The sequence below is a fragment of the Mesorhizobium marinum genome, from assembly GCF_040813675.1.
Taxonomy (GTDB): Bacteria; Pseudomonadota; Alphaproteobacteria; order Rhizobiales; family Rhizobiaceae; genus Mesorhizobium_K; species Mesorhizobium_K marinum.
The window spans coordinates 360,761-375,117 of sequence record NZ_JBFOCI010000003.1; the positions used below are offsets into that span (position 1 = coordinate 360,761).

18 protein-coding genes are annotated in these 14,357 nt (G+C 66.6%); 8 read left to right on the plus strand and 10 right to left on the minus strand.

All coding sequences use genetic code 11. The features are described 5' to 3' along the window. Positions 1–101 precede the first annotated feature (101 nt). From ABUE31_RS12575 to ABUE31_RS12590, 4 genes are all read right to left on the minus strand, one after another. A complete protein-coding gene (locus tag ABUE31_RS12575; protein WP_367723943.1) occupies positions 102–593 on the minus strand; it encodes a DoxX family protein in 492 nt (163 codons plus the stop codon). Continuing rightward, on the minus strand, positions 590–1,390 hold the full coding sequence (locus ABUE31_RS12580) for an HvfC/BufC N-terminal domain-containing protein (RefSeq protein WP_367723944.1): 801 nt from the start codon (positions 1,388–1,390) through the stop codon (positions 590–592). The genes ABUE31_RS12575 and ABUE31_RS12580 overlap by 4 nt, the downstream gene beginning before the upstream one ends. 2 nt (positions 1,391–1,392) lie before the next feature. Beyond that, positions 1,393–2,271 carry an MNIO family bufferin maturase gene (bufB, locus tag ABUE31_RS12585; RefSeq protein ID WP_367723945.1) on the minus strand — a complete coding sequence of 293 codons (879 nt, stop codon included), beginning with the start codon at positions 2,269–2,271 and terminating at the stop codon, positions 1,393–1,395. 65 nt (positions 2,272–2,336) lie between these two features. Next, positions 2,337–2,618, minus strand: a complete 282-nt coding sequence (locus ABUE31_RS12590) for a BufA1 family periplasmic bufferin-type metallophore (protein ID WP_367723947.1) — start codon at positions 2,616–2,618, stop codon at positions 2,337–2,339. A gap of 177 nt (positions 2,619–2,795) precedes the next feature. On the opposite strand from ABUE31_RS12590, the gene ABUE31_RS12595 reads away from it, so the two are divergent. The 5 genes from ABUE31_RS12595 (at position 2,796) to ABUE31_RS12615 (ending at position 7,514) form a co-directional block, all read left to right on the plus strand. Further along, the gene (locus ABUE31_RS12595) at positions 2,796–3,332 is read left to right on the plus strand and encodes a sigma-70 family RNA polymerase sigma factor (RefSeq protein ID WP_367723948.1); all 537 of its coding nucleotides are present in this window, start codon (positions 2,796–2,798) and stop codon (positions 3,330–3,332) included. Then, positions 3,332–3,961 (plus strand): NrsF family protein, encoded by a 630-nt coding sequence (locus tag ABUE31_RS12600; RefSeq protein ID WP_367723949.1) that lies wholly within the window; start codon positions 3,332–3,334, stop codon positions 3,959–3,961. Before ABUE31_RS12595 ends, ABUE31_RS12600 begins: the two co-directional genes overlap by 1 nt. Positions 3,962–4,183: 222 nt before the next feature. Then, positions 4,184–6,343 carry a transglycosylase domain-containing protein gene (locus ABUE31_RS12605; RefSeq protein WP_367723950.1) on the plus strand — a complete coding sequence of 720 codons (2,160 nt, stop codon included), beginning with the start codon at positions 4,184–4,186 and terminating at the stop codon, positions 6,341–6,343. 51 nt (positions 6,344–6,394) lie between these two features. Then, positions 6,395–6,979, plus strand: a complete 585-nt coding sequence (locus tag ABUE31_RS12610) for a DUF1214 domain-containing protein (RefSeq protein ID WP_367723951.1) — start codon at positions 6,395–6,397, stop codon at positions 6,977–6,979. After that, positions 6,972–7,514 (plus strand): DUF1254 domain-containing protein, encoded by a 543-nt coding sequence (locus tag ABUE31_RS12615; RefSeq protein WP_367723952.1) that lies wholly within the window; start codon positions 6,972–6,974, stop codon positions 7,512–7,514. The genes ABUE31_RS12610 and ABUE31_RS12615 overlap by 8 nt, the downstream gene beginning before the upstream one ends. Positions 7,515–7,542: 28 nt before the next feature. Here ABUE31_RS12615 and ABUE31_RS12620 read toward each other — a convergent pair whose 3' ends face one another. Beyond that, positions 7,543–7,719: a hypothetical protein gene (locus tag ABUE31_RS12620; RefSeq protein WP_367723953.1), complete on the minus strand. Its 177-nt coding sequence runs from the start codon at positions 7,717–7,719 to the stop codon at positions 7,543–7,545. A gap of 171 nt (positions 7,720–7,890) precedes the next feature. Here ABUE31_RS12620 and ABUE31_RS12625 point away from each other — a divergent pair, with 171 nt between their 5' ends. Beyond that, positions 7,891–8,853 (plus strand): hypothetical protein, encoded by a 963-nt coding sequence (locus ABUE31_RS12625; RefSeq protein WP_367723954.1) that lies wholly within the window; start codon positions 7,891–7,893, stop codon positions 8,851–8,853. Position 8,854: 1 nt separating this feature from the next. Here the strand turns inward: ABUE31_RS12625 and ABUE31_RS12630 are convergent, their stop codons facing one another. From ABUE31_RS12630 to ABUE31_RS12640, 3 genes are all read right to left on the minus strand, one after another. Continuing rightward, entirely contained in the window at positions 8,855–9,199 is a 345-nt protein-coding gene (locus ABUE31_RS12630; RefSeq protein WP_367723955.1) for a DUF1491 family protein, read from the minus strand. An 83-nt stretch (positions 9,200–9,282) separates the two neighbouring features. Then, positions 9,283–10,041, minus strand: coding sequence for a peptidoglycan-binding domain-containing protein (locus tag ABUE31_RS12635; protein WP_367723956.1), 759 nt, complete (start codon positions 10,039–10,041; stop codon positions 9,283–9,285). Further along, the gene (locus ABUE31_RS12640) at positions 10,016–11,791 is read right to left on the minus strand and encodes a sensor histidine kinase (RefSeq protein ID WP_367723957.1); all 1,776 of its coding nucleotides are present in this window, start codon (positions 11,789–11,791) and stop codon (positions 10,016–10,018) included. Before ABUE31_RS12640 ends, ABUE31_RS12635 begins: the two co-directional genes overlap by 26 nt. A gap of 450 nt (positions 11,792–12,241) precedes the next feature. Between ABUE31_RS12640 and ABUE31_RS12645 the strand changes: the two genes are divergently transcribed. Beyond that, on the plus strand, positions 12,242–12,613 hold the full coding sequence (locus ABUE31_RS12645; RefSeq protein ID WP_367723958.1) for a DUF5330 domain-containing protein: 372 nt from the start codon (positions 12,242–12,244) through the stop codon (positions 12,611–12,613). A gap of 82 nt (positions 12,614–12,695) precedes the next feature. Next, positions 12,696–13,121 (plus strand): SufE family protein, encoded by a 426-nt coding sequence (locus tag ABUE31_RS12650; protein ID WP_367723959.1) that lies wholly within the window; start codon positions 12,696–12,698, stop codon positions 13,119–13,121. Between the two features lie 21 nt (positions 13,122–13,142). On the opposite strand, the gene ABUE31_RS12655 is transcribed toward ABUE31_RS12650, so the two are convergent. After that, positions 13,143–13,913, minus strand: coding sequence for a DUF6456 domain-containing protein (locus ABUE31_RS12655; RefSeq protein ID WP_367723960.1), 771 nt, complete (start codon positions 13,911–13,913; stop codon positions 13,143–13,145). Further along, complete coding sequence (locus tag ABUE31_RS12660; protein WP_367723961.1) at positions 13,913–14,335, minus strand: helix-turn-helix domain-containing protein; 423 nt, start codon at positions 14,333–14,335, stop codon at positions 13,913–13,915. The genes ABUE31_RS12655 and ABUE31_RS12660 overlap by 1 nt, the downstream gene beginning before the upstream one ends. Positions 14,336–14,357 lie beyond the last annotated feature (22 nt).

Here is a 14,357-nt window from a genome sequence, read left to right on the forward strand (position 1 = left end):
CCTCGCTGGCCGCCAATCCCACACTTTTGGGACGATAGTTGAACCCTACCAGTTCACCGTCACGCAGTCAAGGATAATTTTCCTAGGAATTTTTACCATGCCTATATGGCGGCGGCGCGTCTGAATCCGTCCAGCGCAAGCCGCCCGCCGCCGAACACCACCAGCGTCAGCGCCATCGCCGCCCATGGCAAGTGGAAATTGGCCCAGCCCTCTGGAACGGTGATCTGGATCACGGCGGTCATGACCAGCAGGCCGAGCGCGGCGAACCGTGTGAACAGGCCGAGCACAAGCAGGACCGGCAGGACAATTTCCGCGATGCCCGCGCCGTAGGCGGCCGCGGTGGGGAACGGATAAGGATACTGCTGGCCGAGGATATGCAGCTTGAACTCGGAGCCGAACAGGAACTCGGCGCCGCCCGAAAGCTGAAGGAACCCGTCCCACTTGGTCATTCCCGACTTGTAGAAGGGAACCGCCAGGGCAAAGCGCAGCGCCAGGAGCGGCAGCGCATGAGGGATCGCGGCCATCCACAGTTCCGCCCTCGCAATCATGCCCGCGACGCCCGTGTGCTCGGGTAGGCTCGTCCGGTCGGTCATGGTGTCTTTCCCTGCTGCGTTGGGGCGCGGAATGCGCCGAGTGAAACGAGGCCGACCAGCGCCGGCCCGAAATCGAAGGTCGCATCCCGCGCCAGCGCGACGCCGGCGGCGTCGCCCAGCGTTTCGCCGGCAAGCAGCTCAGCCGCGAAAGCTGCATCGCGCTCCGGCAGGATGCACACCGTCACTTGCATGTCCGGCCGCGTGACGAGCACGGTCTCTCGCCGCCAGTCGCGCGGCGGCTCGACCGTCTCCTTCTGGTGCGCTGCCCAGATAGACCCGACCGGAAAGGGTGAACGCACCAACTGGGTAGCTGGGTGGCGCGCAAGCCGCGCGCCGGCAAGTTCTTGCGGCTCGATCGCCCCGAGCCCGGCTGCCGTCATCGCCGGCGCATCCTCGGCATGGTAGGCGCGCGTCCAGACCGCCTCGACCCGCGCAACGTCGGCCAGGTACGGCAAGCCGGCGGCGTCGTCATAAGCCTCGATGAAGTCCGCAAAACCGTCGCCATAGTCGAACAGGATCGGCGACGACGGCAGTTCCCGGCGCATGTAGTCGCGCGCCATCGCGGCAAAGAACTCGACGCCGACCAGCCGCGCGGTCACGGGAAAGCGCTTCTCGAGCGCCTTCACCAACCCGACCGTTACATTATTGCGGTAGACCGCGAAGCGCGTCGCGTCGGCGACACCGCGTCGTGTGGTGACGCCGGCCGGAAGGTCGGCCGCGGGATCCGTCAGCGATCGGGCAAACTGTTCCTGGCGCGCGCGAAAGCCAGCCGTCTCATCTGTGGCTGTCGGCTCCATCGTCAGGCAGCCCTGCAGTTGCGCCGCGCCGTTTCCGCCGCAAGCGCCGCATCCACGCGTCTAGCCTCGGCATAGAGGACATCGAAGGCCGGCACGTCGTTGTCCCACTCGACCAGTGTCGGCAGCGGTCCCGCAAGCCTCAGCACGTGCTCGTAGAGGGCGAACACATCGTTCCTCACCGCCGTCGCATGCGCGTCGATGAGCAGCCTTTCGCCGGCGCCATCCACCGTCTCGTCGTAGCCCGCGAGATGAATCTCGCCGACGCGCTCCACCGGGAATCGGTCGAGATAGGCGAGCGGATCGAGCCCGTGGTTCACCGCCGACACCATCACGTTGTTGACGTCGAGCAGCAGGCCGCAGCCGGTCCGTTCGGACACTGCCGCCAGGAAATCGATCTCGTCGATCGTGCTTTCCTCGAAGAGCACGTAGGTGGAGGGGTTCTCGATCAGCATGCGCCGACCCAGCGCCTGCTGCGTCTCGTCGACATGCGCGCTGACGCGGTCGAGGGTTTCCTCGGTATAGGGCAACGGCAGCAGGTCGTTGAAAAATCCCAGATCATGCGTGGACCAGGCCAGATGTTCGGAAAAGCTCCGCGGCGCGTAGCGCTCGACCAGCGCCTTCAGCCGTGCGAGATGCGCCTTGTCGAGCGGCCGCGCCGCGCCGATCGACAAGGCCACCCCGTGCAGCGACAGCGGATAGCGCTCGGCGATAGCCTCCAGCCAGCGATGCGGTGGACCGCCGGCGCCCATGTAGTTCTCCGCATGAACTTCGAAGAAGCCGACGTCGGGCTCGCCGTCGAAGATCGCCTGGTAGTGTTCGGGCTTGAGCCCGAGCCCGGACCGTGCCGGAAGGTGCGCCGCGGCGCCGTCGAACCTGTGCATCTCTCACTCCAGCGGACACGTTGAATCGGAGGCCGCCACGTCGGCGGCCCCCGCGAAACCCGGCCTCACATCGGCTCGAGCATGCCCTTGTGGCCGTTCACGTCCATCGTGGTGCAGGTGCCCGCCGGCACAGCCTTCCAGGCATTGGCTTGGTAGTCTTTGGTTGAGGTGCCCGCACAGGTCGTGCCGGCGCCGGCCGCGCAATCGTTCTGGCCGGCCAGCGCGATGCCGTAGCACTTCTCCTTGCCCTGCATCTGTTCGGCCGTCATCGGCGCAGCGAAAGCGGCGCCGGTCAGAGCCGCGGTCAACGAGCCGGCAAGCGCGAGGGCGATGGTGTTGTGGTTCATGGTCGATACCTCCGTTAAGGACACGCCGGCGATTGCTCGGCGGCACCGGGTGTTTCGCCCTTGGGACGTAGGGCGTTACGCGTTCACCGCTTCGTGATCGACATTTTCCGGCCGCTGGGGGATAGTCCGCGCCGATGTAACGGGCGCGCCGTGCCGCGCGAATAACGAGGTGTTCGGTTGGTCGGCGAAGGAGACGAGGAGCTTGCGCGGCTCCTGAATGCCGCCCTATCGGGCGACGATCAGGCCTATGCCGACTTCCTGCGTCGCGCGGCCGGCCTGGTGCGCCGTTTCGCCCAGCGGCGCATTACCTTTGGCGGGCTGGACCCGGAGGACATCGTGCAGGAAACGCTGCTTGCAGTTCACCTGAAGCGCCATACTTGGCGCAACGACTCGCCGGTCGGACCTTGGCTTTACGCGATCGCGCGTTTCAAGCTGATCGACGCGTTTCGCCGGGCCAACCGCAGGCTGGAGGTACCGGTCGACGGCGACTTCGACGCGCCCGCGCCCGAACCCGAGGACCGTGCAAGCGAGCGCGAGATCGACCGTGCGCTTGCCACCCTGCCGCCGCGCGAGCAGTCTGTCGTCTCGGCGATTTCGGTGGACGGTAGGTCGATCGCCGAGACGGCGCAAGCGCTCGACATGACCGAGGGGGCCGTGCGCGTCGCCCTGCATCGCGGCCTCGCCCGGATCGCCAGAACCTTTGGACGGATGTGATGGACCAGGAGCACTTCATCAGGACCCTCTCGCTCGACGACCGGCGGCCCGCCCCCATGGGGCAGGCCTGGGCGCTCGCGCTCGCGGCTGCGGTTCTTGTCGCCGCCGGGCTGTTCGCGACCATTCTCGGTCCACGTCCTGACATCGCGACTGCCGCCGAAACCTGGCGGTTCCTCTACAAGTTCCTGGTGACGGCCGTGCTTTTCCTGACCGGCCTGTGGGCGCTTCTCGCTTTGGCGCGGCCGGGTGCTCGGGCGCGGCTTCCGCTCCTGCTGCTGGCGCCGGCGCTCCTGCTCGCCTCGGTGCTGGTCGAGTTGGTCGTCGCGCCGGCAGGCGAGCTTGGATCGAGGCTGGTTGGCAACAACGCCCTGCTCTGCCTGACGTTCATTCCCCTGATCGGCGCCGGACCGCTTGCCGCCTTCCTGCTCGCGCTGCGTCATGGCGCCCCTGACGCGCCGGCGCGCGCCGGCGCCGTGGCCGGCCTGGTCGCCGGCGGGCTGGCGGCGACCCTCTACGCGTCGCATTGCACCGACGACTCACCACTCTTCGTCGCCACCTGGTATCCTCTCGCGGTGCTGCTGCTGGCGGCGGTCGGCGCTCTCGCCGGCAGACGTTTGGCCCGCTGGTGAGCGCCACCGTGCCCGATTTGCAATAGGCGGGCCGATTCCGGGCGCAAGGTCCGCCCTAAAGCCGACACGAGGCCGTGACAGGGCCTCATTCCCCTTGTCCCTGCGTCAAAAATGGGTCAAGACGACGGAAAGCGCTTGCGCTCGACGCACTGAGTTCGCCCTTGCCGCGATCCAGATTTCGATGGCAAGCCCATGCCGGATGCTTGGGGCAAAGACCCAGTAATGAACCGCCCAGTACCACCGCGCAAATCGAGGGGGCCGAAAGCCACACGGCTGATGGCCATCGACTCGTGGATCGATTCCACCCTCTACGAGGCGGGCTTCAAGGCGCGCGAGATCTGGGAGTCGCTGACGATCTTCTTCCGGCGCTTCCGCTACACCGGCTGGAAGCGCGGCGTCTTCGAACTGCTCGGCGAGGGATTCACGATGGGCGCGGCCGGATCGGTCGTGATGCTGGCGCTCGCCATGCCGGCCTTCGAGGAAACAGAGGGCAACTGGCGCGCGCAGGATGATTTCGCGGTCACCTTCCTCGACCGCCATGGCAACGAGATCGGCCAGCGCGGCATCATCCAGCGCGAGTCGATCCCGGTCGACGAAATGCCCGACCACGTCATCAAGGCCGTGCTCGCGACGGAAGACCGCCGCTTCTTCGAACATTACGGCATCGACGTGCTCGGCCTGCTGCGCGCGATGTCGGAGAACGTACGGGCGAATTCGGTCGTCCAGGGCGGATCGAGCCTGACCCAGCAGCTCGCCAAGAACCTCTTTCTTTCCAACGAGCGCACCATCGAACGCAAGGTCAAGGAGGCGTTCCTCGCCATCTGGCTCGAGGTGAACCTGACCAAGAAGGACATTCTCCAGCTCTATCTCGACCGTGCCTACATGGGCGGCGGCACATTCGGCATCACCGCCGCGGCCGACTTCTATTTCGGCAAGTCGGTGAAGGACCTGAACCTAGCCGAGGCCGCGATGCTGGCCGGCCTCTTCAAGGCCCCCGCCAAGTATGCCCCGCACGTCAACCTGCCGGCCGCCCGCGCGCGCGCAAACGTCGTCCTGACGAACCTCGTGCAGGGCGGTTTCATGACCGACGGCCAGGTGCTGCAGGCGCGCCTTCACCCGGCGAGCGTCATCGACAGGGGCAAGCGCCAGACGCCAGACTATTTTCTCGATTGGGCGTTCGACGAGGTCAAGCGGCTGACTGCCCGGACCGGCGTGCGGTCGATGGTGGCGCGCACGACGATCGACATGAACCTCCAGCGCGCCGCCGACGAAGCCGTCGAATACAATCTGCGGCAGCACGGCAAGGAATACGGCGTCACCGAAGGCGCCATGGTCGTCATGGAAGCCGGCGGCGCGGTGCGCGCGATCGTTGGCGGCCGCGACTACGGCGCGTCGCAGTTTAACCGCGCCACCAAGGCGCTGCGCCAGACCGGTTCCTCGTTCAAACCCTATGTCTACGCCACCGCGATGGAGAACGGCTTCACTCCCGATTCCATCGTCTCCGATGGCCCGATCAGCTGGGGCAACTGGTCGCCGAAAAACTATGCGCGCAGCTACGGCGGCGGCATGGACCTCACTACGGCGCTGGTCAAATCCATCAACACCGTGCCCGTGCGCCTTGCCAAGGACCATCTGACCATTCCGCCGATCAAGGCAATGGCGGAGGCGATGGGCGTGGAGTCCGCGGTATCTCCGCACAAGACGATGGTGCTTGGCACCTCGGGCATGACCGTGATGGACCAGGCGACCGGCTACAGCGTCTTCCAGAACGACGGCTATGCCGGGCTGCGCCATGGCATTACGCAGATCATCTCGCGCTCCGGCAAGGTCCTGTACGATTGGGAGAAGGACGCGCCAAAGCCCAAGCGCGTGCTGACGCCGCTCGCCGTTCAGTACATGAATTCCATGCTCGTTCAGGTACCGGAGCGCGGCACGGCGCGACGGGCCGCGCTCCCGACGATCCGTTCGGCCGGCAAGACCGGCACGACGCAGTCCTACCGCGACGCCTGGTACATCGGCTTCACCGGAAATTACCTGGCCGCCGTCTGGCTCGGCAATGACGACTTCACGGTCACGCGCCGGATGACCGGCGGTTCGTTGCCGGCGATGGTCTGGAACCGGCTGATGACCTATGCCCACGAAAACGTCGATCTCAAGCCCATTCCGGGGATCGAAAACCCGTTCGTCGATGAACAGGTCATTGCCAAGGCGCAGGCCAAGCAAAAGAAGAGCAAGGATGGAGAGACCGACTACAGCGACATCGAACGCCGCCCGGTCCTGTCCGGCGCGACCACGCGGACGCTGCGCGCCATCGCCGAGATCTTCCACAATCAGCCCGTCATCGACGCACCACCCGAACCCGAGACGCTGTCGGCGCTCTAGCGCGCCTCGCCCGTCGCTTCATCGGAAGCGGATCACCGCACCTGGCGCCTCATGCTGAAAACCGTCTTCCTCACCATCGTCGTGCTGTTCATCTCGATCGTCGGGGGCGGCGCGAGCGTGTGGTATGCGCTGAAGGCGAATGAAGGCTTCGGTGCTGTCACCATCGGAAGCTGGACGGCCTACCCCTATGTCGGCACCGCCGATGCCGACCCCTATTCGCGGGCGCGCGCGTCGCGCGAAGGCCTGCTGGCCCTCGGTCGGGCCGAAGGGCTGGCCTTCACGGCGACTGCCGATGCCGACGGCGCGCCGCTCAGGCGCGAATGCACCTACAGCATCGAGGGCGCGGTTCCCCCTGCCCGCTTCTGGACGCTTTACGCCTCCGACCCATCGGGCGCGGTAATCCACGGCGGATCGCGTCGCGCCGGCGCGCTGCACTCGTTCCAGTTGCTTCGCCTCGCCGACAACGCGATCGCCATCTCGGCCGGCCGCCACCCCGCCCCCGGGAACTGGCTGGCGCTCTCCGGTTCCGGCCCGATGACGTTCGTGCTGACCTTCTTCGATACGCCGATCGCCTCATCAAGCGGGGCCGCGGACGTGGTGCTGCCCTCGATCATCATGGTCGGCTGCGATGCTTAGGCTGCTCTATGCCGTTCTGCTGGGGATCGTCGGCGCGGGCGTCGTGCACATCTGCGTGCTGTTGATGCTGCCCGCCTTTTCGGAACGCGACGCGTGGTCCAGCCTTGCCGAAGCGGCCGACTACTACAAGGCCGTGCGGATCGACGCGGACGACAGCAGTTCGCCGATCGTCAAGGCGGTCGACCCGCTCTTCCACGCCGCCGCCTGCCGCTTCGACCTCGACGACGGTCCTGTTCATGTGCGCGCGCCGGGAAACGTGCCCTTCTGGTCGGTTTCGATCTACAATCGGGAAGGTCAGAACGTGTATTCGTTCAACGATCGGGCTACCGACAGGGGAACGCTCGATTTCGTCATCCTCACCTCGTCGCAGTTGATCGAGGTGCGCAAGGCGGTGCCCGAGGACTTCCGGCGCTCCATCTTCGTCCAGGTACCGATCGGCGAAGGCATTGTGGTGGTGCGCGACTTCGTGCCCGACCCGACCTGGGACGCCACCGCCTCGCAGTTCCTGGCCAGGACCGCCTGCAGCAACGAATGAACCCGAATTGGGTGCCCTTGCCGAAGGACTAGTGCCGGGGCTTTTCCCGCCTCGCGTCCCGCGCGGTCCGCACGTCCTGCGACCGGTCGTCGGGCCGCTCGTAGCGCACGCCCGGGAAGATCACGATCGACGCAGTGGCGCCCGCTGCGGGTGGTTTCTTGGTTGGTGCCGCATCGCGCGGCGCGAATGCCAGTACGCTGCCCATGACTGCGATTTCCTCTCGGCTGACCCGGAGCAACCACGCAACGCCTCCGTCTTCATAAGGCCAGCAGACGGTTAACAGGACTTTAACGGATCGGTTCTATTTTGAACGGCGTCGGGCGGTACAAGCGGGATCGCCCAAGCGGTTCAGCGTGTGCGTTCGGGCGTTCAAAGAGTGTCTTCTTCCGATTTCCGTCACATCACCATCAAGAGCGACGCGAAGAAGGCCGAGCGGCTCTTCCGCGCTGCCGTGACGGCGTTCTGTTCGCTCACGCGCCCTTCCCGCCGCGAAATCGTCCAGCTTGAGGATCTTGCTCTCCCGCTCTTCGACGAAGTTTCTGTCGAGGCGAAGCGGTACGTCGCGGCTGCGCTGTCCGAATGCGCCTGGCCGCCGCCGGCGCTCGTTCTGAGGCTCGCCGACGAAAGCATCGACATCGCTGCGCCATTGCTCATGCGATCGAGAGCGCTGACGGACATCGACCTCATCGCCCTGATCGCCCGCCACGGCTACGGTCACGCGCGCGCGATCGGACGCCGGCCCGGACTCAACCCTGCGATCGCACGGCTGGTCGCCGTGCTTGAACGCAAGGTCGCGCCTCTCAGGCAGAGCGATACCGGGGCCGCCGATCGGTCGCACGCTGCGGCGAATGTTCATCTCGAAACTGCAGCGGGCAGCGCAGCCGACGACGCCAGGACAAGGCTGCGCGCGATGATGCGCCCGGCGGCCGCGACGCCTTCGGCAACGCGCGAACGGACCCGCACCTCCTACGACCGGCTGCGCGAAACGGTGCTGAGCGGACATGCAGCCTTCTTCCAGACGGCACTGGCCGACGCTCTGGCGAAGGACTTCGCAGCCATCCGTGAAATCAGCGCCGATCCTTCCTACGCCTGGCTGCTTGATGCTCTCAGGGTTCTGGACGTGAGCGACGAAAAGGCCTTCCTGGTCACCGCGGCCTACTATCCGGCGCACTTCGGCGACCTGCAGTCGATCCGCCTGTTCCTGTTGCGCTACGCATCGCTCGGACGCGAGGATGCACTCCAGCGCATCGGTCGCTGGCAGCCGTCGGCCCAGTCGGCACGGCTCGCGCCGGCGGACGACGGCGGCAACGCAGCCTCAGGACGGCGGGCGGCAGGCTGATTCACTGGTCGGCGATCGACAGGAACTCGTCGATGCCGCCCTGCCCGGGCTCGATCTCGACGATCCAGATGTCCGGGTCGAACCGCTTCTCCTTCTCCAGGCGCGCGTCCAGGGCGGCCTCGTCAGCGAGATCGTAGCGGTTGAACATACGCTCTTCCGGCTTTGCGGTGTCGTAGCTTGTCTGCGGCGCCGGCCCGAAAAGTGCTGCGCCGCCCATGCGATCGCGCAGGATGACGAACACCGCGCCGGCCTCGGTCGATCCGCGTTTCAGGACCGCCGCGAAACCGCCGCCGGAAAAGAGGCGCTTGACCAGCGCCGAGACCCAGAAGTCCGTCGTTACCCGCATCGGCCTGCTCTATCCGTCAACGCCGCCGAAAGCCAGCACGCCTGGCCCGGGCGCCGCAAAGCACGCGAAAGCAGAGTGTCGGCTCACTCGATGAGGCCGATTTCCTTCATCTTGGCGTAGACGGCGTTGTCAACCTCGCCCGTTTCGGGCAGGCCAAACAGAGACTGGAACTCGCGGATACCCGCAGCGGTCCTTGTTCCCATCAAACCGTCGACGTCGATCGCTTCGTTGCCGAACTCGCGCAGGCCCGCCTGAACCTTGGCGATCCGTTCGTCTCGCGCCGGCGCCGCGGGTCTGGCATCAGCCTCAGCCGTCCCGGAAGCGACACGGGTCGCCTGAGCCCTCGGTGCCGGCGACGGGAGGACTGCCGGAACGACCGAACCGGTGCCCAGATTGTCGAGCAGGCTGTCGTCCACCGTACCCGTCACCGCCATGCCCATCTTCGCCTGATAGGCCTCGATGGCGGTGCGCGTGTTCGGACCGTACAGGCCGTCAACCTCCCCGCTGTAGAAATTCAGGTCCCGCAGCGTCGCCTGCACGCGCTTCACGGTCGGGTCGCCGACCGGCGGTGGCGGCTGGGGACGTTCGATCAGGATGGTCGTCTCGTCGGGCATGGCCGGCTCGGCGCCCGGGCGCAGCAGGTCGCGCGTCGCGAAGAACGCGCCCGAATGGGCGTGCGGCTGATACCAGAGCGCGTTGGCCGAAACGAAACTCAGCGCCACCAGGAAAGCCGTCGCGCCGCCGACCAGGGTCGGATTGCGGGCGATCAGTCCGAGCACGGCCGCAGCCGCGTCGCCTGCCGACCACGGCTCGGGCTCAAGCTGTCTTGCGGTACGTTCCATCATAGGCCTCTTGCGATATGTTCGCCGCGATAGCGCGCGTTTCGGGCGATTCCACGACCACCGGCTGGGGGCGGTCGACGGGCAGGCTGATCGTCACGGTCGTGCCGCGTCCCGACTCGCTGTCGATCGTCATGCTGCCCCCGTGAAGGGCAACCAGTCCCTTGACCAGCGAAAGACCGAGGCCGGTGCCGTCGAACTGCCGAGTGTAGTCGTTGCGGACCTGGACATAGGGCTCGCCGATCCGCGCCAGGTCCTCCTCGGGAATGCCGATGCCTGTATCGGATACCCAGAAGTGGAGCCGGGTGCCGATCCGCTTGGCGCCGACCGAGACCGCGCCGCCCTCCGGGGTGAACTTGATCGCGTTCGACACGAGGTTGATCAGCATCTGCTTCACCGCCCGCTTGTCGGCATGCACCTCGCCGATTTCGGCGGCAATGTCGGTGGTCAGCGTGAGCTTCCGATCCGACGCCTGCCGGGCGAGCATCGCCCTGCAGGTCTCGACCGCCTCGCTGAAGCGGAACGGTTCCGCATGGGTCGCGTGGGCGCCCGCTTCGAGACGCGACACGTCGAGGATCGAGTTGACGACCGAGAGCAGGTGGTTCCCCGACTCGCGGACCAGCCCTACATATTCCTTCTGCCGGGGGTCGGCGAAGCCGCCCGCCATTTCGTGCAGCAGCATGTCGGAGAAGCCGATGATCGAGTTCAGCGGCGTGCGCAGTTCGTGGCTGACGGCCGCCAGCATTCTCGTCTTGGCGAGTTCCCCGCGCATTGCCTTCTCGGCTTCCGCGGCGGTCGAGCCCTGCCCCGGCCGGTCTGAGGCGCGCAGCAACAGCGTGATCGTGCTGTCGTTTTCGGGGCGCGTCATTTCCACGTCGAAGGCGCGGAAGTCTTGCGCGGCGCTGCCAACCGCGCCCGGCACCCTGATCCGCGCGTCCACGCGGCGGTAGCCGCAGGCCTGCTTGAGGTCGGCCAGGGCGCAGAGATAGGCGACGCGGTCGGCGACGTGGAGACGGTCGAACAGGCCGCTCGACAGCAGAAGCTCAGGCGCGAGGCCGAGGATACGGCGCGACTGGGCGGATGCGTCCGTGATCTCGCCTGAAAGATCCATGTGCACGACGACGCCTTCAATGATCTCGTCGAGCGGACGTGGTCCCGTGCCGATTCCCTCGCCTGTCTCGTCGAGCCATGCGACGATACGCGGGACGGTCAGCGCCAGGTATGCGATCGGGATCAGCCAGTGGGCGGCGTTCGGGGCAGCCTCTCCCGCCAGCGACGCGGCAGATGGGAGCGCCGGCAGCGCCAGCGCCGCCAGGGCTGCCGCTGTCCCGGCCAGAGCGGCGGCCGACGAACGGCGGACCCACCAGGCCTCGAAGACGAACGCTCCGACAACCAGGGCTGCCGGCGACGCAATGCCTCCGGCCGCTCCGACAAGCGTGCCGAGCGCCGGCACACCGCAGAAGAGCAGCGCCAGCCCGGCAAGACAGGCCCGGCCGGTCGTTGCCACGCCGACCGCCGCCAGGAACGAAATCGCAAAGATTGAACCACCGACGATGAGCGTCGCCGAAACACCAACGCGCGGGGTGAGGAGGATAGCCGTCGCGGCGGCGATCAGGAACGGTGCGCCAAGCGCGACGCCGATCAGCCGGCGCTGGCGACGACGCTCCGCCGGGTCGCGCACGGCGCCGCTGACCAACCGGTCGCAACGCGCGGCGATGGCGTCAAGCAGTTCACCTGTTCTGGTCCCGGACAAACGCACTCGTGGCACCCGTACTCAGCCCGCTTTTGCAGGTCGGTTTGTTGGGTTCGAAATTCGCACCCAGCCTTTAAGGAATGAATAAAAGGCGGCATTGACGGCGCGTCCGCACCGGCGACAGGGCCCCCTGGAGGCCGCCGGAATGGAAGCGATTCCACCTATGGTAAACGGAGGCTTATCGGAAACGACGGGTGCGGGATGCGGGCACGCGCCGGCGGCAACGGCAAATCGCCTTTGAAATCAGCCCGTTGTTCGGTGAAGGAAGTCTTTCGGCGTCAAGTTGCATTCGCCTCGACTTTCTAGCGAACCCGATTCGCTAAAATTTGAATCGAATTTGCCTCGAATGGTATTCTCAGGCGCAAGCCGTCCTTTGGCTGTGTATGCCAGGGTGGCGCCATATCGAGACCCGCAGCGGCGAATGCGCGCCGGCGGGCAAGAGGACGGACTATGGGCTTCCTGATCCGAATGGCGTTCTGGTTTTCGCTGGTGCTGCTGGCGCTTCCGCTGGATCCGGCCGGGGAAAACGGCGCGACCGGGGTCAACCCGATCCAGGCTTTCTTCGCCGCCAAGGAGGCAGTCGACGACGTCGCCGGCATCTGCGAGCGCAAGCCGGGCGTCTGCGAGGTCGGCAAGGCTGCGATGCACACGATTGGCGTGCGCGCCCGCGAGGGAGCCCGCATCGCCTATGAAATGCTCGAGGACAACGGCGCCGGCAAGCCGGCGCCCGACGAGATCGGCGCGCTGATCGCGACCGGGGAAGCCGCACCGCTCGCTGCGACCGACGCCGGCGCGACCGGCAGCGTCACGCCGGTAAACTGAGCGCCCGCCTCCGCACGCCCGGCCCGCAGGCGCGCGCCACATTTTCCGTGACCTCGGCTGCTTGCGCGCCTATATCCGGCGCATGGCGACCATTGAGACGATCCGCGACGACTTTTCCTTCCTCGACGAGTGGGAAGATCGGTATCGCTATGTCATCGACCTGGGCGCCGCCCTGCCCGCCTTCCCCGACGCCGGGCGCATCGACGCCAACAAGGTGCCCGGCTGCGTCAGCCAGGTCTGGCTGACGACCAAGGTCGGCACAGGCGTCGACCCGGTCATCGACTTCCAGGGCGACTCCGACGCGCATATCGTGCGCGGCCTTGTCGCAATCATGCTGGCGCTGTTTTCCGGACGCCAGGCCAGCAGGATCGTCGCCACCGACGCCGAGGCGCTGCTCAGGGAACTCGGCCTCGACGAGCATTTGTCGCCACAGCGCGCCAACGGCTTGCGTTCGATGATCAAGCGCATCAAGCGCGACGCAGAAGCCGCCCTGAAGCAAACAGCCTGATCGTCTCAGCGGATCGGCGCGTCAGCCGATCGACGGTCGGTAGTCAGTCGCGCCCCAATGCAGCATGCGCGGTCGGCCCGGGACGGTCGCCGGGTCGTAGTGGCGGGCGAGCGCGCCAAGCGCGGTCTTCAGAACGACCTTTGCCGACCGGACCGGCCAGCCACGTTCCATCTCCACAGTCTCCATTCCCTTCAGGAAGCAGCAAATGTCGATCAGAACGCCCGCCAGTTCCGGACCGACCGCGCCGATCGCCTTGTCGACGCGGATGCGCGCGGCAAGCGCTGCTTCGGTCAGTTCGGCGACGCCGCCGTCTCTGCGGCCCGACGAAACGGTGGCGACCCAGTTCGCGCCCAGCCTTGGCATGATCTGGCCGCGCGTATAGTCGGCGCGCAGCCTCTCGCCGGCCTGGAATTCGGCGGCCGTCAGAAACGGGGCGCCTGACCGATCCTTGCGCCGCACCAGTTGGCTAAGCGGCGATTCCGACCAGTTCACGACAACCGTGCGGGGGCCGTCGTCCGTCTGGATCGTCACCGCGCCGACATCGCGACTTGCCGCGGCGGCGCCCGCCTGCGCCGCTGCAAGTGCGATTCTACCGCCTGCGGTTCGCAAAATGCCTTCGCGCACCATCGCCGCCAGCTGCCGCCTGTCGGCCGACACCGTCCCGCGGTCGCCAGCGTCGAGCAGCACCCTGTCCCGCGCCGCGGAATCGGCAAGCCTCGCCTCGCCCTGCGACAGGAAACGCAGGAGCCGGCGTCTCGCACTGTCGCCCTGCGCCTTTGCAGATGCCGCCATCATGCCCTCGCCCGGCAGCCGAATGCGGCCAGCGCGACGCGCTCGGTCATCGTGATGATGCGGTCGAACTCTTCGTCGTCGCGGAGGTCTTCGATCAACTGGCAGGCATGCAGGACCGTGGTGCGGTCGCGGCCGAATGCCTTTCCGATGTCGGCCATGTTGAGCCTGAGGATGACATGCGCGACATACATCGCCACCTGCCTGACCCTGGATACGCCGAGGCAGGACCGTCCCGGCTTGCGCAGATCCCGGCCTGACACGTTGAACAAGGCGGCGGCGATGTCGATCATCGCCTCGCACAGTTCGAGCGTCCGCTCCTCGCGGCGTCCCGATCCGCCGGTCACGGCCTCCTCGACAACTTCCCGCCAAGGCGATGCATCTGCACCGGAAACCTCGCGCTTCTTGATGGATGTAGGCTGCACGGAACTTTTCCCCCTCGTCATG